Below are 20,788 nucleotides of genomic sequence, written 5' to 3' on the forward strand. Positions count from 1 at the left end.
TCGTCAGTCCCGTGCCGCCAGGGCGTCGAGCGCCGCGACCTGTCCCGCGACGACGAGCCCTCTCGCCTCGTCGAGCCGGACCCAGCGGGCATCGTCGACCTCGGGCACCTCGACGAAGCGCCCCGACCCGCGCGGCAGTTCGAGCGACACGGTGTTGCTCCGGACGGCCTCGACCGTGAAGTCGGGTGCGGCGAGGGTCCAGACGGTAACGACCTTCCCGGACGCCTGCCGGAAGTCCCCGAGCAGGACGGTCGTCCCCGCGGGCGCCGGGGTGCCGATCTCCTCGCCGAACTCACGGAGCGCCGTGGTCAGCGGGTCCTCGCCCGCCTCGAGCTCGCCCTTCGGGATCGACCACGCACGCGGTCGGTGCCGCCAGAACGGTCCGCCCATGTGGACGATGAGGACCTCGAGCGACGGTCCGGTGCCGCGGTGCAGCAGGAGACCGGACGAACGAGGGGGCACGGCCGGAGACTACCCTCCGGCGCATGCAGACCATCGAGCTCCGCGACGGCCGCGTCGTCCTGGTCGACGACACCACAGCCGGCGGTGCTGACGCCGAGGACCGACCGACACTCGTCTGGCACCACGAGTCGCCGCACACCGGCGTCCTCGTCGAGCCACTCCGCACGATGGCCGCCGACCGCGGCCTGCGCCTGCTCGCCGTGACCCGACCCGGCTACGGCGGTGCCGACCCGCTGCCGGGACGCTCGGTCGCGGACGGCGCACAGGACCTCGACCAGGTGCTCGACGCGCTCGGCATCGGCCGCGTCGCCGTGTTCGGCGGCTCCGGCGGCGGCCCGCACGCCCTCGCCGCTGCGGCGTTGCTGCCCGACCGGGTCGCCGCGCTCGCGACCCTCGCCTCCCCTGCACCCTTCGTCGACACGCCGGCCTGGTGGGACGGCATGGCGGACGACGGCGGCCTCCGCGCGGCGACCGTCGGACGGGAGGCACGTCTCACCTGGGCAGCGACGGCGGACTTCGACCCGGCCCAGTTCGTCGACACGGACTGGGCCGCACTGGACGGGGACTGGGCCGCCCTGGGTCAGGACGCGGCGGCGGCGGGTGGGCCGGGCCTCCAGGGCGCAGCGGACGACGACGTGGCGTTCGTGACGGACTGGGGATTCGCGCTGTCCGCGGTGCGGGTCCCGACGTTCCTGGTGCACGGCACCCGCGACCGGGTCGTCCCGGTGGCGCACGGCCGGGCGCTGGCCGAGGCGATGCCGCGCGCGACCTACGAGGAGCGGCCGGACGACGGGCACATCGCGGTGCTGTCGACGGTGCCGTCGGTGCTGGACCGGTTGGCGGCGGTCCTGCGCGGCTGAGTCGACCCGCGAGCCGGGATCAGCCGAGCAGGTCCCGGAGCTCCGCGTCCAACTGCCTGGTCAGGTACCGGACCCCCGCCGGGTTCGGGTGCAGCGCGCCCGGTTCGAGGTCGATGCTGCTGAACCCGCCGAACGAGTCGAGGGACACCCCGGACACGTAGGCGCCGGACCGGGCGCACGCCGAGTGGGCCTGCGTCGTCGCGAAGACGTCGACGAACCGGACCCCGGCGGCTCGGGCGGCGTCCTGTGCGACCTCGTCGAGCTGCTCCTGGATGCCGTGCAGCCAGCGGACGTCGGTGTCCGTGAACGGGTAGGTGTCCGAGGGGAACTGTCCGGTGAGGGTGCCGAGGTCGACGGCGGGACGGAAGCACCCGCGGTCGGGCGTGTGCGCGGCGTCGGGGAAGATCGCCGGGTACCCGAGCAGCAGGACGGTCGCGTTCGGTGCCGCCTGCCGGATGTCCGCCAGGGTGTCCGCGATGCCGAGTGCGACCCGGCTCTCGATCTTCGCCCCGAGCGTGTCGACCCCGTCGACGTCGAGCGTGCTCCGGCACGACGGCGCGTTCTTGCCGGAGAACACCGGTCCGGACGACGACAGCGCCATGCACGAGGCGGCGGTGCCGAACAGGTCGGCGTCGTTGCCACCGATGGTGAGCGTCACGAGGCGGGTACGGTCCGAGAGCGCCTCGATCTGCGGCGGAGCGCCCCGCCACTGCGTACGGTCGCGGACGTCCTCGCTGGTCGCGCCGGCACAGGTGACGTCCTGCAGGTCCAGTCCGAAGCGTGCGGCGATCCGGTGCGGGTAGTCCCGGCCGGACTGCGCACACGCGGCGACGGGCAGGCCCGTCGGGTTCGCCAGGCCGTACCCGGCCGAGTACGAGTCACCGAGGGCCACGTACTCGCTGCCGGGCGGCAGGTCTGCGAGGCGCTCGGGCGGGTCGTCCGTGGCCGGGAAGGGCTGCGGCACCGGCCACTGCGGCGCAGCGACCGCGGCCTGCGGCGCGAACGGCGTCCCGCCCGGACCGCCGACCAGGGCGACGCCGACGACCACGACGGTCGCCACGATCGTGTGCAGCACGCGGCTGGCGCGCTGGCGAGCGCGGGAAGGACGGCGCAGGGTGGGCTCCGGGATGGTCGGGTCGGGGTACCGAGGTCAGGGTCGAGCGGACCAGGCTAGCCGGTCCCGCTCGACCCGTCCTCCGACCGGTTCAGCGACGACCGAGACGGCGCTCGCCGCCGGAGCCCGCCTGGTAGTCGAGGCCGTAGTGCTGGAAGAGCTCCGGCTCGGTGGCCGCGTCGAGCTCGCCGTCGGTCGCGATCGAGGGCGCGTCCTTGACGGTCTTCTTGTCGAACGCCACGAGCAGGTGCTTCGGCGCCACGGTCGAGCCGACGAGCGGCACGAACACGAGCTTCTTGCCGACGACACCCGTGGTCACGGACCCGAACGCCGGCTGCTGCGTCGCGGTGTCGTAGTAGATGCTCTCGAGGTTGCCGATCTTGTCCTCGTTGGCGTCGACGACCGGCAGGCCGATCCAGTCCCGGATGTTGGCTGCTTCGAACACGGCGGCTCCCTCCGACGGCCGGACCGTCCGTGCCGTCGGGACGACGCTACCCACTCGTGCTGTGGAGCGCGCTACCGGTCGCTGTCGTGGACCGGGACCGCGGGTGCCACACCGAGTCCGTCGACGGCCTCGAGCACGTCGTCGGCGCTGACCGCGAGGATCGCGGGGTCCGGGTCCTCCGCGAACACGTCGCCGCGGCGGACGGAGGTGTCGGTCAGCACCACGTGCGGACCGGACGCCGGCGGGCCCCACGCCTCGGGCGGCGCCGGGCCGAACAGGACCACCGACGGGATCCCGTAGGCGGAGGCCAGGTGCGCCGCACCCGTGTCGACGGTGACCAGGAGGCTCGCAGCGGCCACGACCGCGGCGAACGGCTGCAGGTCCAGCCGTCCGGCGAGGACCGCAGCGTCGTCGAGGCCGGCCAGCTCGGCGACGGCCAGGGCGCGCTCGACGTCGTCCGCGCCTCCCGTCAGGACCACGTGGTGCCCGCGGGCGACGAGTCCGCGCACCACGTCGGCGAAGCGGTCGACCGGCCAGTGCCGGGCTCCGTGGAAGGCACCGACGTGCACGACCGCGGCGCCCGCCACGACGGCGGGGACGGCCGGCACGGCGATCGACACGTCGTCCGGGTCGGCGGGCATGCCGTGGGCGGTCACCAGCCCGGCCCAGCGGACCCGCTCGTGGACGTCGTGCTGCCACTCGGGCCCGTCGGGGGCGCCGTGGCCGATCACCCGGCGTGCCTGCAGCGCGTCGATCAGGTCGCCCGACTCGGGGCCGGCACCGTGCAGGTTGACGGCGACGTCGACGACGCCGGTCGGCACCTGGATCGGGTGGTCCAGGCCGTGCTGGGCGAGGTGCACGTCGACGTCGGTGACGAGCTCGACGACCGGGGCGAGCCAGGCGGTCGTCGCGAGGGTGATGCGGTGCCCCGGGAAGGTCCGGCGGAGGGCGTGCAGCGCGGGGACGGCGACGAGCAGGTCGCCGAGCTTGATCGCCCGGAGCACGACGAGCTCGGGTCGGCCGTCGGACGGGGGCAGGGTGGGTACGGCGGTCACGTGGCCCGACGCTACCGGCGCGGCACCACGGCGTCCGCCGCAGGGCGGTTCCCTGTCCACGGCGCGCCACGGGCCGGGTGCCGACTGGTCGTGGACGCGGCCCGGCCGGTAGAGAGAGGTGTGGCCCTCTCCGATCGTCCGCTCCGCGGCGTCCTCTTCGACCGTGACGACACCCTGGTGGTCGACGTCCCCTACAACGCCGACCCGGACCTCGTGGTGCCGGTGGCGGGAGCGTCTGCCGCGGTCGCCGCTGCCCGCGCTGCCGGACTGGCCGTCGGCGTCGTCACGAACCAGTCCGCGATCGCGAAGGGCCTGGCGACCGGCGACCAGGTCGACGCGACGAACGCCCGCGTCGACGAGCTCGTCGGACCGTTCGACGTGTGGGAGGTCTGCCCGCACGACCGCGGCGACGGCTGCGCCTGCCGGAAGCCCCGGCCCGGCATGGTGTTCAGCGCGGCCGAACGACTCGGGCTGGACGCCGCGGACCTGGTCGTCATCGGGGACATCGGCGCCGACGTCGGTGCGGCCGTCGCCGCGGGAGCGCAGGGGATCCTCGTGCCGACCGCGCGGACGATGCCCGCCGAGGTCGCGGCGGCAGCCACCGTCGCGGGCTCGATCGAGGAGGCCGTGGCGCTCGTCCTCGCCCGGGCCGCGGGGTCTCCCGCATGACCGACGGCGCCGGCACCGGCAACGGCAGCCGCACCCGCTCCGACAAGGCCGTGCGCCCCGGCCGCCGGGTCCTCGTCGCCCGGCTCGACTCGTTCGGGGACGTCCTGGTCGCCGGCCCCGCCGTCCGGGCGGTCGCCGCCGGTGCGGACCACGTGACGCTGCTCTGCGGCCCGCAGGGGGCACCGGCCGGGGCGCTGCTGCCGGGCGTCGACACGCTCCGGACCTGGGCGGCACCGTGGGTCACCGAGACCGCCCGCCCGCTCGACGACGCCGTGCTCGCCGAGTTCCGCGCGCTGGTCGCCGAGGAACGACCAGACGAGGCCGTCGTCCTGACGTCCTTCCACCAGTCGCCGCTGCCCCTCGCGATGCTCCTGCGGCTCGCCGGGGTCCCCCGGGTCTCCGGCGCCTCGGTCGACCACCCCGGCTCGCTGCTCGACGTGCGGCTCCGGCCCGGTGAGGACCTGCCCGAGGACCTCCCCGAACCCGAACGGGCACTCCGCATCGCCACCGCCGCGGGCTTCGCGTTGCCCGAGGACGACGACGGCCGGCTCCGGGTGCGCCACGACGACACCGCGCTGCTGCCCGACGCGGTGGCCGCGCTCGACCGGTACGTCGTCGTGCACCCCGGCGCCAGCGTGGAGGCCCGCTCCTGGCCGCCCGCCGCCCACCGTGCCCTCGTGGCCGCGTACGACCGGCTCGGCGTCCCCGTCGTGGTGACCGGGTCGCCCGGCGAGCGGGACCTCACCGCCGACGTCGCGGGCACCACCGGCATCGACCTGGGCGGTCGGACGAGCCCCGCCGTGCTCGCGACCGTCCTGGCCGGCGCCGAGGTCGTGGTCGTCGGCAACACCGGACCCGCGCACCTGGCCGCGGCCGTCGGGGCCCGGATCGTCTCGCTGTTCTCCCCCGTCGTGCCCGCGGTGAAGTGGGCGCCCTACGCCGAGCACGTCGAACTGCTCGGCGACCAGGACGCCCCGTGCCGGCTCTCCCGGGCCCGCGAATGCCCCGTCCCGGGCCACCCGTGCCTGGCCGGCGTGCAGGTCGACGAGGTCCTCGCAGCCCACGAACGACTCACCGGATGCGCTCTGCGGACGAACGACGACTCCCTGCGAGGAGCGCCAGAAGCCCGTGCGTAGCGTGCGGCACTGCTTCTCCTTCTCCTTCTCCTCCTGATCGACAGCGACCGAAAGGCAGTGCATGCGGATCCTCGTGTGGCACGTGCACGGCGGCTGGATGGACGCCTTCGTCCGCGGCCCGCACGACTACCTCATCCCCTCGACCCCCGCCCGTGACGGCTGGGGCCTCGGTCGTGGTGGCCGGAGCTGGGGCACGAACGCCATCGAGATCGCACCCGAGGACGTCGCCGACGCCGACGTGGACCTGGTCGTCCTGCAGCGGCCCGAGGAACTCGACGTCGCCCGCGAGCTGCTCGGCGGTCGCGACGTGCCCGTCGTCTTCGTCGAGCACAACGCCCCGCGCATCGACGTGCCGGACAGCGTGCACCCCTTCCGGGACCGCGACGACGTGACCATCGCCCACGTCACGCACTGGAACGCCCTGATGTGGGACTGCGGCACCACCCGCACCACCGTCGTCGAACACGGTGTCGTCGACCCCGGCCCGCTCTACACCGGCGAGCTCGAGCGGTTCGGCGCCGTCATCAACGAACCCGTCCGACGGAACCGCGTCGTCGGGACCGACCTGCTCCCCCGCTTCGGCGCCGTAGCCCCGGTCGACGTCTTCGGCATGGGCACCGAGAAGCTCGACGGACTCGGCCACGGCGACCTGCTCGTCGGCCTGGGCGACGTCAAGCCCGACCCGATGCACGCGGCCCTCGCGCAGCGCCGGGCCTACGTGCACGCCAACCGGTGGACCTCGCTCGGTCTCTCGCTCATCGAGTCGATGCACATGGCGATGCCGGCGCTGGTCCTCGCGACCACCGACGCCGCCCGGACCGTGCCAGCGGAGGCCGGCGCGATCGGGACCGACGTCGAGGAGCTGGTGCGGGCCTCCCGGACGCTGCTGGACGACCCGGACGAGGCGCGCCGACGCGGCCTCGTCGCCCGGGAGGCCGTGCTCGCGCGGCACGCGCTGCCCCGGTTCCTCGCCGACTGGGACGAGCTGCTGGACGACGTCCGGTCCCGACACCGGTCGACGACCGGCACCGCGACCGTCGGTGCGGGTGCTGCGGCACCGCGGGAAAGGAGCGCCCGGTGAAGATCGCCATGGTCTCGGAACACGCCAGCCCGCTCGCGGCCCTCGGCGGCGTCGACGCCGGTGGTCAGAACGTCCACGTGGCCGCGCTGTCCGCCGCCCTGGCCGACCGCGGCCACACCGTCACCGTCTACACGCGTCGTGACGACGCCTCGCTGCCGGTCCGCGTGCCGCTCCGGCCGGGTGTCGACGTCGTGCACGTCGACGCCGGTCCCGCGCGGCACGTCCCGAAGGACGACCTGCTCCCCTACATGAGCACGTTCGCGCAGGTGCTGGCGTCGGAGTGGTTCGTCGACCGACCCGACGTCGTGCACGGGCACTTCTGGATGTCCGGCCACGCGACCGTCGACGCGGTGAACCAGGTGCAGGCGCGCACCGGTGGCACCCGCATCCCCGTCGTGCAGACCTTCCACGCACTCGGTGTCGTGAAGCGTCGCCACCAGGGCACGGCCGACACGAGCCCCGCCGAGCGCGAGTGGCTCGAGCCCGCCGTCGGGCGGAGCGCCGACCAGGTCGTGGCGACGTGCTCCGACGAGGCGTTCGAGCTGAAGAGCCTCGGCGTCCCCCTCCGCTCCATCTCCGTCGTCCCCTGCGGCGTCGACGTCGAGCTGTTCCGACCCGACGGCCCCGTCGAGGAACGCGGGCGGACCTTCCGCGTGCTCACCGCCTCCCGGCTCGTGCAGCGGAAGGGCGTCGGCACGACCATCGCCGCCGTCGCGCAGCTCGTCGCGGCCGGCCGCGACGTCGAACTCGTCGTCGTCGGCGGTGCCGGCACGGCCGGTGCCGACCTGCCGGACGACCCGGAGTACCAGCGCCTCGACGCGCTCGCCCGCGACCTCGGCATCCGCGACCACGTCTCGTTCCGCGGGCAGCTCGCCCAGGAGGCGATGGGTGCCGTGTACCGGAGCGCCGACGTCGTCGTGTGCGCACCCTGGTACGAGCCGTTCGGCATCGTCCCGCTCGAGGCGATGGCGTGCGGCGTGCCCGTGGTCGCCTCCCGCGTCGGCGGACTCATCGACACGGTCGTGGAGGACGCCACCGGGCTGCACGTCGAGCCCCGGGACGAGGACGGCCTGGCCGTGGCCCTCGCCGGCCTGCTCGACGACCCCGAGCGTCGGGCCGCCTACGGCCGCGCCGGACGCCGCCGGGCCGAGTCCCGCTACACGTGGCAGAAGGTCACCACCGACACCGAGCGCGTCTACGAGCGGCTCGTCGCCGGTGGCCGGGTCCGTCCCGTCCGCCCGGTCGGCGGCACCACCGTCACGCCGACCACCACCCGCATCCCGGACGCCGTCCGCCCCGCCGAGGACGCGCTGGCCGACGCCGCGGTCCCCACCACCGAGAGGAACGCCCGATGACCATCGAGCAGACCGGGATCGGCACGACCGAGACCCCGACGAGCACCCGCACGGTGCTCGACCACATCGCCGCCTCCGTGCCGGTCATCGCGTCCCTCGTCGACCACGGCGACCACATCGCCGCGTGGGCGGACGACATCGCCGCGCGCCTGGTCGCCGGACGCCGGCTGCTCGCCGCGGGCAACGGTGGTTCCGCGGCCGAGGCGCAGCACCTGACCTCCGAGCTGACCGGCCGCTTCGACGGGGACCGTCCGGCGTACTCGGCGATCTCGCTGCACGCCGAGACCTCGGCCGTCACCGCGATCGGCAACGACTACGGCTTCGAGGAGGTCTTCGCCCGTCAGGTGCGCGCCCACGCCCGCGCCGGCGACGTCGTCGTGCTCCTCAGCACCAGCGGCAGGAGCCCGAACCTGCTCGCCGCCGCAGCCGCCGCCCGTGACGCCGGAGCCCGGTCGATCGCGATGACCGGTGCGCTGCCGAACCCACTCGCGCACGCCGTCGACGACGTGATCGCCGTCGACGGCCCGTCCGCCAACGTGCAGGAGGCGCAGCTCGTCCTCGTGCACGCCCTCTGCCGGGCCATGGAGCCCGCACTCCGCCGTGGCGGCACCCGATGAGCGACCGGCAGCTCCGCATCGTCGTCGTCGGCGACACCCTGCTCGACGTCGACGTCAGCGGCACCAGCGACCGGCTCAGCCCGGACGCCCCGGTGCCCGTCGTCGACGTCCGCTCGGACCAGCGCCGTGCCGGTGGTGCCGGGCTCGTGGCGACCATGCTCGCGAAGGACGGCCACGACGTCACACTCGTCACCGTCCTCGGTGACGACGCCCCGGCCGACCAGCTCCGCTCGCTGCTGCCCGGCGTCCGCATCGTCGACGGGCCCTCCGGTGCACCGACCCCGGTGAAGACCCGGGTCCGCGTCGGCGAGCACGCCCTGGTCCGGATCGACGAGGGCTGCGACACCCCGCCCGTCCCCGCCGTGACGCCCGCGATGCGCCAGGCCCTCGACGGCGCCGACGCGGTGGTGGTCGCCGACTACGGCCGCGGGCTCACCGAGGCCGCCGAGATGCGGGCAGCGCTGAGCGCCGTCGCCGCACACACCCCGGTCGTCTGGGACCCGCACCCGAAGGGCGCCACCCCCGTCGCCGGCATCACCGTCGCCACACCGAACGCCAGCGAGGCACACCGCTTCACCGGCATCGCCGGCAGCGGGGTCGCCTTCGCCACCGACGCCGCCGCAGACCTCGTCGCCCGCTGGGACGTCCAGGCCGTCGCCGTCACGATGGGCGACCGCGGTGCCCTGGTCGGCAGCCGGACCCCGCGCGGTGCCGATTCCCGCTTCGTCCCCGCGCCGTCCGTCACCGCGGGCGACCCGTGCGGTGCCGGTGACCGGCTCGCCGCCGGTGTCGCCGTCGCCCTGGCCGCCGGCGCGGAGGTCGCCGACGCCGTCACCGCGGGGGTCGAGGCCGCGTCCGCGTACCTCGCCGCCGGCGGGGTCGCCTCGCTCGTCGAGGGTGCGCCGCCCGCACCGATCGCCGTCCCGGGCGCCGACCGCGACGCCCTGCGCGTGGTCCACGAGGTCCGGGCCGCCGGCGGGGTGGTCGTCGCCACCGGCGGATGCTTCGACCTGCTGCACGCCGGCCACGCCCGCACGCTCTCGGCAGCGCGGGCGCTCGGCGACTGCCTGGTCGTCTGCCTGAACTCCGACGAGTCCGTCCGGGGACTCAAGGGCCCCGACCGGCCGATCATGGGCCAGGACGACCGCGTCGAGCTCCTGCTCGCACTGGACTGCGTCGACGCCGTCGTGGTGTTCGACGAGTCCACCCCCGACGAGGCGCTCCGCCGCTTCCGTCCGGACGTCTGGGCGAAGGGCGGCGACTACACCGCCGACGAACTGCCCGAGTCCGTGACGCTCGCCGAGTGGGGTGGCCGGGTCGTCACCGTGCCGTTCCACCCGGGCCGCTCCACCACCCGGCTCGCCGCCGCCATCGAACGCGTCGGCTGAACCGCACCCCGTCTTCCCTCCTCTCCACAGCACCAGAACGCAAAGGACATCCATGCCCGTCCCCACCACCCCCATCGGCCGCGTCCTCGTCACCGGCGGCGCCTCCGGACTCGGCGCAGCCGTCGTGGACGCCGTCACCGAGGCCGGCGGCACCCCGATCGTCTTCGACCTGCGCATCGACGCCGTCCCCGAGGGCGTCGACGCCGTCGCGGTCGACGTCTCGGACACCGACGCCGTCGAGCAGGCAGTCCGTGAGGCGGCCGAGCGCCACGGCGGCCTCGACGCCGTCGTCACCGCCGCGGGTATCGACACCCCCGCCCCGATCGACGCCATCTCGTCCGGCAACTGGGAGAAGATCGTCGGCGTCAACCTCATCGGTACCGCGTCGACCGTCCGCGCCGCACTGCCCGCGCTCGAGGCCAGCCACGGCCGCGTCGTCACGATCTCGTCGTCGCTCGCCCTGCGCGGCGTCGGCCACGGCACCGCCTACTCGGCGTCGAAGTTCGGCGTCCGCGGGTTCTCGCAGGCCCTGGCCGCCGAGACCGCCGGCCGCGTCGGTGTCACCAACGTGATCCCGGCGGGCATGCGCACGAACTTCTTCGCCGACCGCACCGAGCAGTACAAGCCGGGCCCGGACGCGCAGCTCATCGAGCCGGAGTACGTCGCGAACTCGATCATCTTCGCCCTCTCGCAGCCGGCCGGGTGCGAGATCCGCGAGCTGTCGATCATGCCGGCGACGGAGCCCAGCTGGCCCTGATCGGGACACTCGCCCGGCGCGCATGCCCGGCGCACGCGCCTGACGGACGGGAGGCCCGGTACCAGCTGGTACCGGGCCTCCTGTCCGTCTGCGGTGACCGTCCACCGGGCCGCCGGCCGGCCCACCCGCCGCCGTCAGGTGGTGGCGAGCAGGTCCTCGACGTCCGCCAGCGCCTGGTCCGCGGTGATCTCGTCGACGAACGACGGGTCGTGCTCGCACCGCTCGGCGGTCCAGCCGACCTGGGTGACGTCGATCCCGCACACCGGGCACCGGGTGACGAAGCTCATGAGGACCCGGTGCCGACCGCGGTCGAGCGGTCCGGCGTTGATGACGTTGCCGAACCAGAACACGCCGACGGTGGGGGTGCCGACGGCGACGGCGAGGTGCCGCGGGCCGGAGTCGTCCCCGACCATCACGTCGGCCGCGCCGAGCACCGCGGGCAACTCCGGCAGCGGCAGGGTGCCGGTCAGGTCGTGGAGACGTGCGGCGGCCTCGGGTCCGACGGCCTCGGCGACCGATGCCCGGATCGCGACGGCGGCCGGACGGTCCGATTCGTCGCCGACCAGGACGACGTCGTCGCCGGCCGCGAGCCGTGCGACCGCGACCGCGGCGAACCGTTCCGGGCTCCAGCGGCGACGGGGGTCGGTCGCGCCGGGGTGCATCGCGACGAGACGGCCGGCGACGCCGAGCCGTTCCCGGACGGCCGCACGTTCGTCGTCGGTGACGGTGAGGCGTGGGTCGAGCGTGACCGGTTCCGCGCCGGCGAGCCCGACGACCTCCAGGGCACGGAGCACCTCGTGCTGGTAGTAGACGTAGCGGACCCAGCGCTCCGTGGTGGTGGCGTCCTCGGTCGCGGTACCGATCGAGTGCGCGGCACCGAGGCGGAGCAGGAACGGGTTCGAGTTCCGGCCGCCGCCGTGCAGCTGCACCGCCAGGTCGAACCGGCCGTGCAGGTGAGCGAAGAAGTCGTCGAGGTCGGGGGCGCCCTCGCCGCCGTCGCGGACCCCGGGCGAGACCGGCAGCTCCTCGACGGCGTGCACGGCATCGGTGCGGCCGGCGAGCAGCGCCCGGGCCATCGGCGTCCCGAGCAGGGTGACGCGGGCCTCCGGGTAGGCGGCGGCCAGGGCCTCGATCGCCGGCATGGCGAACATCAGGTCGCCGAGTCCCCCGCCCCGGAGCACCGCGATCTCACGGACCCCCTCGAACCGTTCGCCGCCACGTCCGATCTGCACCACGCCTGTCGTCCTCCTCGTGTCCGACGGCGCCCGCGAGTCCGTCGGTCCTTCCCCTCGTTCCTACCGACGGGCGCCCGTGCGGGTGCCGATCCGACGGTGCTGCTGCGCCCCGTGGACACCACGACGCGACCCGTGGGTGCGTCCAGCAGCAGGAGTGCAGCGTGGGGAGCCCCGGTGCACGCGACCGGCCCGCTCACGAGAAGGACACACATGACGCTCGATGCCCCCACCACCACCGCTCGCCCGTCGGACGAGTCGTCCGCGGACACGATCACGGTGCTCGACCCCGTGACCGGCGAGGTGGCCTCGGAGACCCGTCGCAGCACGGCGGACGAGGTGCGTGACGCGGTCGCGCGGGCGCGGGCAGCGGCGACCGGGTGGGCACGGACGGCGCCCGGCGAGCGTGGCGCGCTCCTCCGGGCCGCGGCAGAACGGCTGCGTGAGCACGCGGACGAGCTGGCCGCGATGAACACCCGCGAGACCGGCAAGGTCCCGGGCGACGCACGCGGCGGGGTCGCGGCGGGCATCGACACGCTCATCCAGTACGCCGAGCTCGGCCCGCTGCACCGCGGTGAGGCCCTGCGCGGCAACCACGGTGCCGCCGACTTCGCGGTGCCGCACCCCCGGGGCGTCGTCCTCGCCCTGACCCCGTGGAACGACCCGGTGGCCGTGGCGTGCGGGATCCTCGGCGCAGCCATCGCCGCCGGCAACACCGTCGTCCACAAGGGCAGCGAACGGAGTCCCGGCACGATCGCCCTGCTCAACCGCCTGCTCGCCGCCGAACTGCCCGAGGGCGTGCTCGTCGGGGTCGACGGCGACGCCACGACCGGGGAGCAGCTGCTGGCCGAGGACGGCATCGCCGTCTACGCACACGTCGGGTCGACCGCGACCGGTGACCGGCTCGCCGAGGCCGCACTCCGGACCCGCGCGCACGTCATCCGCGAGAACGGCGGCAACGACGCCGCCGTCGTGGACGCCGACGTCGACCCGGAGTGGGCCGCCGACCAGGTCGCGCTCGGCGCGTTCGCGAACACCGGCCAGATCTGCACGAGCGTCGAGCGGGTCTACGTGCACCGCGACGTCGCCGACGAGTTCACCGCCGCCCTGGTGCGCGCGGCCGAGCGGAAGACCGCGTCGGCGGCAGCCGACTTCGGACCGCTGGTGGACGAGCGGCTCCGGGCGACCGTGCAGCAGCACGTCGACCAGGCCGTCGCGGCCGGTGCCCGGGTCCTGACCGGCGGCACGGTGCCCGAGGGTGCCGGCACGTTCTACCCGGCGACCGTGATCACCGGCTGCACGGACGACATGCTCGTCCTGACCGAGGAGACCTTCGGCCCGATCGCCCCGATCCGCGTCGTCGAGGACATGGCCGAGGGGCTGCGCCTCGCCGCGGAGGACCGCTACGGCCTGGCCGCGACCGTCCTGACCGGCGACACCGCCACCGCGCTGCAGGCCGCGGCGGAGCTGCCGGTCGGCACCGTGAAGATCAACGCCGTGTTCGGTGGCGCGCCCGGCGGCAGCGCCGAACCGCGCGGCGCGTCGGGCTCCGGCTTCGGGTACGGCCCGCACCTGCTCGACGAGATGACGACGACCACCGTCGTGCACCTCGAGGCCGCCCCGCGTCGCACGACGGCGGCGGCCACCGGCACCGTGGTCGACCCGGCGACCGCCGGCAGCCACGGCACCGACACCGCGACCGCCGAGGACGTCCGATGACCGCCGACGTCCGCATGGTCCGCCGCGTCGTCGACGCCGTCGCCGCGGCCGAGCCGGTCGTCGTCGTGGTCGGCGACGTGATCCTGGACCGGTGGACGGTCGGTGCGGCCGAACGGGTGTCCCGCGAAGCACCCGCGCCCGTCGTCCGGGTCACCGAGACGATCGCCGTCCCGGGAGGCGCGGCCAACACCGCCGTCAACGCCCGGGCCCTGGGTGCGCACGTCCGCATGGTCGCACTGATCGGCGACGACGAGACCGGCCGGGTCCTCCGCGACCGCCTGGAGGCCGCCGGGGTCGACACCCGCTGGCTCGTGGCCGTCCCCGGCGCGACCACCACGAGCAAGGACCGGATCGTCGGCGGGGACCGCGTGGTCGTCCGGGTCGACGACCTGGCCGGGCCGCCGAGCGCCGCGGACACCGGGCTGCTCGCCCGGGCGACCGCCGCCGCGGTGCAGGGCCGCGTGCCCGGGTCAGCCGACTCGCACGACTCATCCGAATCCGCCGCAGCGCGGGCCGACGCCGTCGTGGTCTGCGACTACGACCTCGGGGTCGACGCGACCGCGATCGTCCCCGTGCTCGAGCGGGACCGCCCCACGACCGTGGTCGTCGACGCGCACGACCTCAGCCGCTGGCGTGCCCTGCGTCCCGACCTCGTCACCCCGAACGCCGGCGAGGCGGCTGCCCTGCTCGGCCGGGACCTCGGTCAGGGCGCCGCACGTGCCGGCACCGTGGTGGCAGCGCGTGACGAGGTCCTCACGGTCACCGGCGCCCGGAACGCGGTCGTCACGCTCGACCGGAACGGCACCGTCCTGCTCGAGGCGGTCGCCCCGGTCACGGACGCCCCGGTCCGGGAGGCACATCGCACCCGCGCCACGCCGGCGTCCGAGCAGCAGGCCTCCGGCGCCGGCGACACCTTCTGCGCCGCCGCGTCGGTCGCCCTGGCGGTCGGCACCCCGGTACGCGAGGCCGTGTCGTTCGCCCAGGCCGCGGCCGACGTCGTCGTCCGCGAGGCCGGCACGTCCGTCTGCACCGCCGAGGCCCTGGTGTCGTCGGTGTCCGCCCCCGCCGAGACGGTCGTCGACCACGACCAGCTGGCCGAGGCGGTCGACGAGGCCCGTCGTGCCGGTCGACGCATCGTCTTCACGAACGGCTGCTTCGACGTCGTCCACCGCGGACACACGACGTACCTGCGGCAGGCGAGCGAGCTCGGCGACCTGCTCGTCGTCGCGCTGAACGACGACGACTCGGTCCGTCGGCTGAAGGGACCCGAGCGTCCGATCAACACCGCCGAGGACCGCGCCGGCGTGCTCGCGGCGCTGGCCTGCGTCGACCTGGTGACGGTCTTCGCGACCGACACCCCGATCCCGCTCATCGAGCGCATCCGCCCCGACGTCTACGTCAAGGGCGGCGACTACTCCCCCGAGATGCTCAGCGAGACCGAGGTGGTCCGCGCCCACGGTGGCGAGGTCGTCATGGTCGACTACGTCGCCGAGCACTCCACGAGCGCCGTCGTCCGCCGGATCCGCGAGACCGCGGCCGGCAACGGCAGCAGCCCGACGACCAGCCCGGCGACGCCCGGCTCCGGGGACGCGTGAGGCGGAGCGCGCGGTGGTCCGGCGAGTGGGGTCGTCCCGCCGAACCGACGTCGGTCGACCGTCCGCCCGTCGACGTCGACGTGCTGATCCCGACCGTCGGACGGACCGCCGAGCTCGCCGCGACCCTCGCCGGCCTGGCCGCCCAGACCGACGTCGCCTTCCGCCTGGTCCTCAGCGACCAGTCCGAGACCGGTGACGTCGCGGAACGTCCGGCGGTCGCCGCGATGGTCCGCGTCCTGGAGGCGCAGGGCCGCCCCGTCACGCTCCTCACCCACCCGGAACGGCGGGGCCTCGCCGAACACCGGCAGTTCCTGCTCGACCACGCCGAGGCCGGTGCCGTCCTGTTCCTCGACGACGACGTGTGGCTGGAGTCCGGCTCGGTGCACCGGATGCTCGACGCGCTGCGGTCGCTCGACACCGGCTTCGTCGGCAGTGCCGTGCAGGGGCTGTCGTACCTGCAGGACCGCCGACCGCACGAGACCGAACCGTTCGCGCTCTGGGACGGCCCGGTCGTCCCCGAGGTGGTCCGCCGCGGCACGCCCGGCTTCGACCGCTGGTCCCTGCACAACGCCGCGAACCTGGTGCACGTCGCGGCCGGACTCGACGTCGAACCCGGCGGCTGGCTGCCCTACCGGGTCGCCTGGGTCGGCGCCTGCGCGCTGTACGACCGGGCTGCACTCGAGTCGGTCGGGGGCTTCCGGTTCTGGGAGTCGCTGCCGCCCGGGCACGCGGGCGAGGACGTCGTCGCGCAGTGGCTCGTCATGGAGCGGTTCGGCGGGGTCGGCATCGTCCCCTCGGGTGCCGTGCACCTCGAGGCGCCGACGACCGTCACGGACCGCTCGGTCGACGCCCCGGACGTCGTCTTCGCCCACGAGCACGGGATGCAGCAGGAGCAGCAGCACTGACCTCGGAGTCATACCGCGGTAGGGGGTGGGACACGACCCCAGCGGGATGGCAGGGAGTCCGCGGCTCCGTAGCGTCGAACCCGTCGGCGAGGTCCGCCGACGGGAGGAGCGACACCCGTGCTCGACCAGATCACCCCCTTCGTCGTCGACCTGGCGTCCTCGCCGCTCGTCTACCTCGTCCTGTTCGTCCTCTGCCTGGTCGACGGGTTCTTCCCGCCAGTGCCGAGCGAGACGGCCCTCGTCGCCGTCGCCGCGGTGGCCGCGACCTCCGGACAGCCGGTCCTGGCCGTGGTGCTCGGCGCCGCAGCACTCGGTGCGATCGCCGGTGACTCGATCGCCTACGCCATCGGCCGGCGGGTCGGCCTGCAGCGTCTGCGGAACGCCCGACGTCCCCGGATCGCGGCGGCGTTCGCGTTCGCCGAACGGCAGATGCAGCGTCGGTCCGCCAGCCTGATCCTGGTCGGGCGGTACATCCCGGTCGGCCGGGTCGCCGTCAACATGACCGCCGGCGCAACCGGACTGCCCTACCGCCGGTTCTTCGGCATCAGCGCGATCGCCGGCGTCGCGTGGAGCGCCACCTCGATCGGCATCGCGCTCGCGACGTCGTCGTTCCTGCACGAGCCGCTCGTCGCCGCCGCGGTCTCGATGGTCGTCGCCGGCGGACTCGGCCTGCTGGTGGACCGCGTCCTCGGTAGGCTCCAGCGCAGACGGGACGCACGCGCCGCCGCCACGGCCACGACCACCGACACGGTCGCCGGCCGGGAGGCACGCCGCACCCCCGCGACGGGACGTCCGGTCCGCGTCGCTCGGCCCACGACGACCCCGCGCACCGCCACCTGCCCCATCACCACCGGAGAGACCGCCCGACCGTGACCGACCGCACCAGCAGGAGCGCCCCGGCCCCGGCCCCGGCCGTGGGCCGGACCGTCCCCGGGACGTTCCGGATCCCGGGGACGCGGCTGCGGGCCTCCCGGTCGGTCGTCCTCACCCGCGGGTCGCTCGTCGTCGCCGCGGTCACGCTGCTCGCCGTCGGTGCGCCGGTCGCGGCCGTCGTGCACGGGGTGCCGGTCCCGCTGGCGCTGCTGGTCACCGCCGTGCTCAGCGGAACGCTCCTGGTCGCCCCGGCCCGGCCGCGGTCGGCGACGGCCGTCCACCTGCTCGCCCTCGCCGGACTCGGCGTGCTGACCGCCCCCGGCACGGTCGGACCGTGGCCGCTGCCCGTGACCGCCATGATCGGCCTGGCCGTCCTGCTCGTCGTCCTCGGGCTGCGGACCGGGTGGCGGACCACCGCGGTCGCGTGGGGCACGTCGACGGTCCTGACCCTGGTGCTCGTCGCCGCGACCCCGTGCCGGTGGGCCGAACCGGAGGTCTGGGTGAGCACGCTCGTCGTGTCGTCCGGCAGTGGGCTGCTCATCGGCGCCGCCGCGGTCCTGCTCGGGCAGCGCCGGAGCGTCGGCGCCGAGCTCGTCGCCGCACGGCAGGACGCCGAGCAGCAGGCCGGTGCCCGGCGCGCCGTCGAGGAACGCGCCCGCATCGCCCGTGAGCTGCACGACGTCGTCGCGCACAGCATGTCGGTCGTGCACATGCAGGCCGAGTCGGCGCCCTACCGGGTGTCGGACCTGCCGCCGGCGGCGCGGGCGGAGTTCCGGACGATCGCCGAGACCTCCCGGACCGCGCTGCGTGAGATGCGGCAGCTGCTCGGCACCCTCCGCGGTGAGGACGACGCCGAGCGGGCCCCGCAGCCAGGGCTGTCGGACCTGCCGGCGCTCGTCGCGTCGACCCGTGCCGCCGGACTGGCGGTCACGCTGGACGTCGGCGGCGACGGGGACAGCGGCGACACCGGGGCCGCCGAGGTGACCGGGGCCGCCGACACGGTCGGCCGGGTCACGCAGCTCACGGTGTACCGGGTCGTGCAGGAGGCGCTCGGCAACGTCGTGCGCCACGCCCCCGGTGCCGACACCATCGTCCTCGTCCGGGTGTCCACGTCCGCCGTCGCCGTGACGGTGACGAACGCGCCGGTGCCCCTCGCTCCCCCGCCACCGGCCGACGACGGCGGGTACGGCCTCGCCGGCATGCGTTCCCGTGTCGCCGCACTCGACGGCACGCTCGACGCCGACCCCACCGCGGACGGCGGCTTCCGCGTCGCCGCGACCCTGCCCCGCCAGCCGGACGGAGACCCCCGATGACCCGAGTGCTCGTCGTCGACGACCAGTCCGTGTTCCGCACGGGACTCGTCGCGATCCTCGGGTCCCAGCCCGACCTGGAGGTCGTCGGTGAGGCCGGCGACGGGGCACAGGCCGTGACGCTCGGCATCGACCTCGAGCCCGACGTGGTGCTCATGGACGTCCGGATGCCGGTCCTCGACGGGATCGAGGCGACACGGCGACTCACGGCGGCACCGACCTCGACGCCGGTCCGCGTCCTGATGCTCACCACGTTCGACATCGACGACTACGTCCTCGACGCGCTGCGGGCCGGCGCGAGCGGCTTCCTGCTCAAGGACGCGGGGGCCGAGGACCTCATCGCCGCGGTCCGGACCATCGCCGCCGGGGACGCCCTGCTCGCACCTCGGGTCACCCGACACCTGGTCGAGGCGTTCATCGCCGGTCCCCGACCCGCTGCGCCGACCGCGGACGTGCTCGCCGTCCTGACCGACCGCGAGCGGGACGTCTTCATGCTCATGGCCCGCGGACGCTCGAACGGGGAGATCGGTCGCGAGCTGTTCATCGCGGAGCAGACCGTGAAGACCCACGTCGGCCGGGTTCTGGCGAAGCTGCAGCTGCGGGACCGCGTGCACGCCGTGGTGCTGGCGTACGAGTCCGGCCTGGTGACGCCGGCCGGCTGAGCCCGACGGTCGGTTGCGTCAGTCCCGTCGGTTGCGTCGGTTGCGTCGGTCGTGCCGGTTGCGTCGGCGGACGGGACCGCCGCCGTGGCAGGATCGACAGGGCGGCGGTCTCGACGCCGGCGAGGACAGGGAACGAGGACACGATGGCCAGCTTCACCCGCGGGTTCGGCGGACGTCGCCGTGACGTCGACGACAGCAAGGTCCCGCCCGGGCAGACCCTCGTGCACGACTGGCCGGTGCTGTCCGCCGGTGCCACGCCGGAGATCGAGCCGTCCGAGTGGAGCTTCTCGATCCGCACCGAGTCCGGTCTGCACTCGTGGACGTGGGACGAGGTCCGGGCGCTCGGGCTCGAGGACATCACGGTCGACATCCACTGCGTCACGCACTGGACGAAGCTGGGCATGGGGTGGCGAGGGGTGCCGCTCGACAAGCTCTTCGCGGACATCGACACCTCGCTCGACTACTGCATGGTGCACAGCTTCGGCGGGTACACCACGAACGTGCCGCTCGACGAGCTGCTCGCGGGCCAGGCGTGGATCGCGTTCGAGGCGGACGGCGAACCCCTCACCCCGGAGCACGGCGGCCCCGCGCGGCTGCTCGTCCCGCACCTGTACTTCTGGAAGAGCGCGAAGTGGGTCCGCGGTATCGTGATGCACGCCGAGGACGAGCCCGGGTTCTGGGAGAACGCCGGCTACAACATGCACGGTGACCCGTGGAAGGAAGAGCGGTACTGGTGAGCCTGCCCTCCGCACCGGTCCGGCCGCTCCGCCGCCCGGCCTGGCACGACGCGACGGTCGCCGTGGTCTCACCCGAGACGCCGAACGCCGGCCGCCTGGTCCTGGAGGTCCCGACCTGGCCGGGCAACGACCCCGGACAGCACCTGGACCTGCGGCTGACCGCCGAGGACGGCTACCAGGCGACCCGCTCGTACTCGATCGCGTCCGCGGGCGACGGCACCCGGATCACGCTGGCGGTCGACCGCGTCGAGGACGGCGAGGTCTCCCCGTTCCTGGTCGACGCCGTCGAGGTCGGTGACACGCTCGAGGTGCACGGTCCACTCGGCGGGTGGTTCGTCTGGCGCCCGGACGTCTCGGCGGCCGATCCGCGTCCGGTGCAGCTGATCGCCGGCGGCTCGGGCATCGTGCCGCTGCTGCCGATGGTGACCGCGCACGCCGAGGCCGCCGACCCGTCCCCGTTCCGGATGCTGTACGCCGTCCGGACCCCCGAGGACGTCTTCTTCCGCGCCGAGCTCGACGCGGCGGTCGCGGCGTCGGACCGGGCGCCGTTCACCCTCGAGGTCGTCTACAGCCGACGGACACCGCCCGGGGCCGAGACGCCCGCCGGACGACTGACCCGCGATCGGCTCGCCGCGTCGGTCCTGCCGCCCGAGGCCGGAGCGCTCGTCTACGTCTGCGGCTCGACCCCGTTCGTGGAGCAGGTGCTCCGCTGGCTGGGCGAACTGGGTCACGACACCACCGACGTCCGTGCGGAGCGCTTCGGCGGCTGACCGGCTGCCGGGCTGAGCGGTCGACCGGGACGAGCCCGTAACCGGC

21 protein-coding genes are annotated in these 20,788 nt (G+C 74.8%); 16 read left to right on the top strand and 5 right to left on the bottom strand.

Annotated features, from left to right (window positions below):
* Positions 1-3: 3 nt before the first annotated feature.
* The gene (locus tag JOD51_RS08605; protein WP_204607877.1) at positions 4-462 is read right to left on the bottom strand and encodes an NUDIX hydrolase; all 459 of its coding nucleotides are present in this window, start codon (positions 460-462) and stop codon (positions 4-6) included.
* Positions 463-485: 23 nt separating this feature from the next.
* Here JOD51_RS08605 and JOD51_RS08610 point away from each other — a divergent pair, with 23 nt between their 5' ends.
* A complete protein-coding gene (locus JOD51_RS08610; protein ID WP_204607878.1) occupies positions 486-1,322 on the top strand; it encodes an alpha/beta fold hydrolase in 837 nt (278 codons plus the stop codon).
* A 19-nt stretch (positions 1,323-1,341) separates the two neighbouring features.
* Here JOD51_RS08610 and JOD51_RS08615 read toward each other — a convergent pair whose 3' ends face one another.
* From JOD51_RS08615 to JOD51_RS08625, 3 genes are all read right to left on the bottom strand, one after another.
* Positions 1,342-2,397, bottom strand: coding sequence for an SGNH/GDSL hydrolase family protein (locus JOD51_RS08615; protein ID WP_204607879.1), 1,056 nt, complete (start codon positions 2,395-2,397; stop codon positions 1,342-1,344).
* 130 nt (positions 2,398-2,527) lie between these two features.
* The gene (locus JOD51_RS08620; RefSeq protein ID WP_204607880.1) at positions 2,528-2,881 is read right to left on the bottom strand and encodes a PRC-barrel domain-containing protein; all 354 of its coding nucleotides are present in this window, start codon (positions 2,879-2,881) and stop codon (positions 2,528-2,530) included.
* A gap of 71 nt (positions 2,882-2,952) precedes the next feature.
* The gene (locus JOD51_RS08625; RefSeq protein ID WP_204607881.1) at positions 2,953-3,936 is read right to left on the bottom strand and encodes a glycosyltransferase family 9 protein; all 984 of its coding nucleotides are present in this window, start codon (positions 3,934-3,936) and stop codon (positions 2,953-2,955) included.
* Between the two features lie 120 nt (positions 3,937-4,056).
* Between JOD51_RS08625 and JOD51_RS08630 the strand changes: the two genes are divergently transcribed.
* The 7 genes from JOD51_RS08630 to JOD51_RS08660 all read left to right on the top strand — a co-directional run bounded on the left by JOD51_RS08630 (position 4,057) and on the right by JOD51_RS08660 (position 10,939).
* Positions 4,057-4,605 (top strand): HAD-IIIA family hydrolase, encoded by a 549-nt coding sequence (locus tag JOD51_RS08630; protein ID WP_204607882.1) that lies wholly within the window; start codon positions 4,057-4,059, stop codon positions 4,603-4,605.
* Complete coding sequence (locus JOD51_RS08635) at positions 4,602-5,741, top strand: glycosyltransferase family 9 protein (protein WP_204607883.1); 1,140 nt, start codon at positions 4,602-4,604, stop codon at positions 5,739-5,741. Before JOD51_RS08630 ends, JOD51_RS08635 begins: the two co-directional genes overlap by 4 nt.
* A gap of 61 nt (positions 5,742-5,802) precedes the next feature.
* The gene (locus JOD51_RS08640) at positions 5,803-6,822 is read left to right on the top strand and encodes a glycosyltransferase (protein WP_239539819.1); all 1,020 of its coding nucleotides are present in this window, start codon (positions 5,803-5,805) and stop codon (positions 6,820-6,822) included.
* A complete protein-coding gene (locus JOD51_RS08645; protein ID WP_204607884.1) occupies positions 6,819-8,177 on the top strand; it encodes a glycosyltransferase in 1,359 nt (452 codons plus the stop codon). The genes JOD51_RS08640 and JOD51_RS08645 overlap by 4 nt, the downstream gene beginning before the upstream one ends.
* The gene (locus JOD51_RS08650; protein ID WP_204607885.1) at positions 8,174-8,794 is read left to right on the top strand and encodes a D-sedoheptulose-7-phosphate isomerase; all 621 of its coding nucleotides are present in this window, start codon (positions 8,174-8,176) and stop codon (positions 8,792-8,794) included. Before JOD51_RS08645 ends, JOD51_RS08650 begins: the two co-directional genes overlap by 4 nt.
* Positions 8,791-10,182, top strand: a complete 1,392-nt coding sequence (locus tag JOD51_RS08655; RefSeq protein ID WP_204607886.1) for a PfkB family carbohydrate kinase — start codon at positions 8,791-8,793, stop codon at positions 10,180-10,182. The genes JOD51_RS08650 and JOD51_RS08655 overlap by 4 nt, the downstream gene beginning before the upstream one ends.
* Before the next feature lie 52 nt (positions 10,183-10,234).
* Entirely contained in the window at positions 10,235-10,939 is a 705-nt protein-coding gene (locus JOD51_RS08660) for an SDR family oxidoreductase (RefSeq protein WP_204607887.1), read from the top strand.
* A gap of 134 nt (positions 10,940-11,073) precedes the next feature.
* Here JOD51_RS08660 and JOD51_RS08665 read toward each other — a convergent pair whose 3' ends face one another.
* Positions 11,074-12,174 carry a glycosyltransferase family 9 protein gene (locus JOD51_RS08665; protein WP_259556848.1) on the bottom strand — a complete coding sequence of 367 codons (1,101 nt, stop codon included), beginning with the start codon at positions 12,172-12,174 and terminating at the stop codon, positions 11,074-11,076.
* Positions 12,175-12,384: 210 nt separating this feature from the next.
* On the opposite strand from JOD51_RS08665, the gene JOD51_RS08670 reads away from it, so the two are divergent.
* The 8 genes from JOD51_RS08670 (at position 12,385) to JOD51_RS08705 (ending at position 20,742) form a co-directional block, all read left to right on the top strand.
* Positions 12,385-13,890, top strand: a complete 1,506-nt coding sequence (locus JOD51_RS08670) for an aldehyde dehydrogenase family protein (protein WP_204607888.1) — start codon at positions 12,385-12,387, stop codon at positions 13,888-13,890.
* Positions 13,887-15,485 carry a D-glycero-beta-D-manno-heptose 1-phosphate adenylyltransferase gene (gene rfaE2, locus JOD51_RS08675; RefSeq protein ID WP_204607889.1) on the top strand — a complete coding sequence of 533 codons (1,599 nt, stop codon included), beginning with the start codon at positions 13,887-13,889 and terminating at the stop codon, positions 15,483-15,485. Before JOD51_RS08670 ends, rfaE2 begins: the two co-directional genes overlap by 4 nt.
* The gene (locus JOD51_RS08680; RefSeq protein ID WP_204607890.1) at positions 15,482-16,390 is read left to right on the top strand and encodes a glycosyltransferase family 2 protein; all 909 of its coding nucleotides are present in this window, start codon (positions 15,482-15,484) and stop codon (positions 16,388-16,390) included. The genes rfaE2 and JOD51_RS08680 overlap by 4 nt, the downstream gene beginning before the upstream one ends.
* Before the next feature lie 117 nt (positions 16,391-16,507).
* Positions 16,508-17,263, top strand: a complete 756-nt coding sequence (locus JOD51_RS08685) for a DedA family protein (protein ID WP_204607891.1) — start codon at positions 16,508-16,510, stop codon at positions 17,261-17,263.
* The gene (locus JOD51_RS17350; protein WP_204607892.1) at positions 17,260-18,576 is read left to right on the top strand and encodes a sensor histidine kinase; all 1,317 of its coding nucleotides are present in this window, start codon (positions 17,260-17,262) and stop codon (positions 18,574-18,576) included. The genes JOD51_RS08685 and JOD51_RS17350 overlap by 4 nt, the downstream gene beginning before the upstream one ends.
* Positions 18,573-19,235 carry a response regulator gene (locus JOD51_RS08695; RefSeq protein ID WP_204607893.1) on the top strand — a complete coding sequence of 221 codons (663 nt, stop codon included), beginning with the start codon at positions 18,573-18,575 and terminating at the stop codon, positions 19,233-19,235. Before JOD51_RS17350 ends, JOD51_RS08695 begins: the two co-directional genes overlap by 4 nt.
* 143 nt (positions 19,236-19,378) lie before the next feature.
* On the top strand, positions 19,379-19,972 hold the full coding sequence (locus tag JOD51_RS08700; RefSeq protein WP_204607894.1) for a molybdopterin-dependent oxidoreductase: 594 nt from the start codon (positions 19,379-19,381) through the stop codon (positions 19,970-19,972).
* Positions 19,969-20,742 (top strand): FAD-binding oxidoreductase, encoded by a 774-nt coding sequence (locus JOD51_RS08705; RefSeq protein ID WP_259556860.1) that lies wholly within the window; start codon positions 19,969-19,971, stop codon positions 20,740-20,742. The genes JOD51_RS08700 and JOD51_RS08705 overlap by 4 nt, the downstream gene beginning before the upstream one ends.
* Positions 20,743-20,788 lie beyond the last annotated feature (46 nt).

It is taken from the genome of Curtobacterium herbarum (genome assembly GCF_016907335.1).
GTDB lineage: Bacteria > Actinomycetota > Actinomycetes > Actinomycetales > Microbacteriaceae > Curtobacterium > Curtobacterium herbarum.

Bases quoted from the DNA above. Each gene is read 5' to 3' on its own strand.
- JOD51_RS08650 (WP_204607885.1), top strand. From the start codon at position 8,174: ATGACCATCGAGCAGACCGGGATCGGCACGACCGAGACCCCGACGAGC.
- JOD51_RS08695 (WP_204607893.1), top strand. From the start codon at position 18,573: ATGACCCGAGTGCTCGTCGTCGACGACCAGTCCGTGTTCCGCACGGGA.
- JOD51_RS08640 (WP_239539819.1), top strand. From the start codon at position 5,803: ATGCGGATCCTCGTGTGGCACGTGCACGGCGGCTGGATGGACGCCTTC.
- JOD51_RS08655 (WP_204607886.1), top strand. From the start codon at position 8,791: ATGAGCGACCGGCAGCTCCGCATCGTCGTCGTCGGCGACACCCTGCTC.
- JOD51_RS08635 (WP_204607883.1), top strand. From the start codon at position 4,602: ATGACCGACGGCGCCGGCACCGGCAACGGCAGCCGCACCCGCTCCGAC.
- JOD51_RS08610 (WP_204607878.1), top strand. From the start codon at position 486: ATGCAGACCATCGAGCTCCGCGACGGCCGCGTCGTCCTGGTCGACGAC.
- JOD51_RS08700 (WP_204607894.1), top strand. From the start codon at position 19,379: ATGGCCAGCTTCACCCGCGGGTTCGGCGGACGTCGCCGTGACGTCGAC.
- JOD51_RS08660 (WP_204607887.1), top strand. From the start codon at position 10,235: ATGCCCGTCCCCACCACCCCCATCGGCCGCGTCCTCGTCACCGGCGGC.
- JOD51_RS08670 (WP_204607888.1), top strand. From the start codon at position 12,385: ATGACGCTCGATGCCCCCACCACCACCGCTCGCCCGTCGGACGAGTCG.
- rfaE2 (WP_204607889.1), top strand. From the start codon at position 13,887: ATGACCGCCGACGTCCGCATGGTCCGCCGCGTCGTCGACGCCGTCGCC.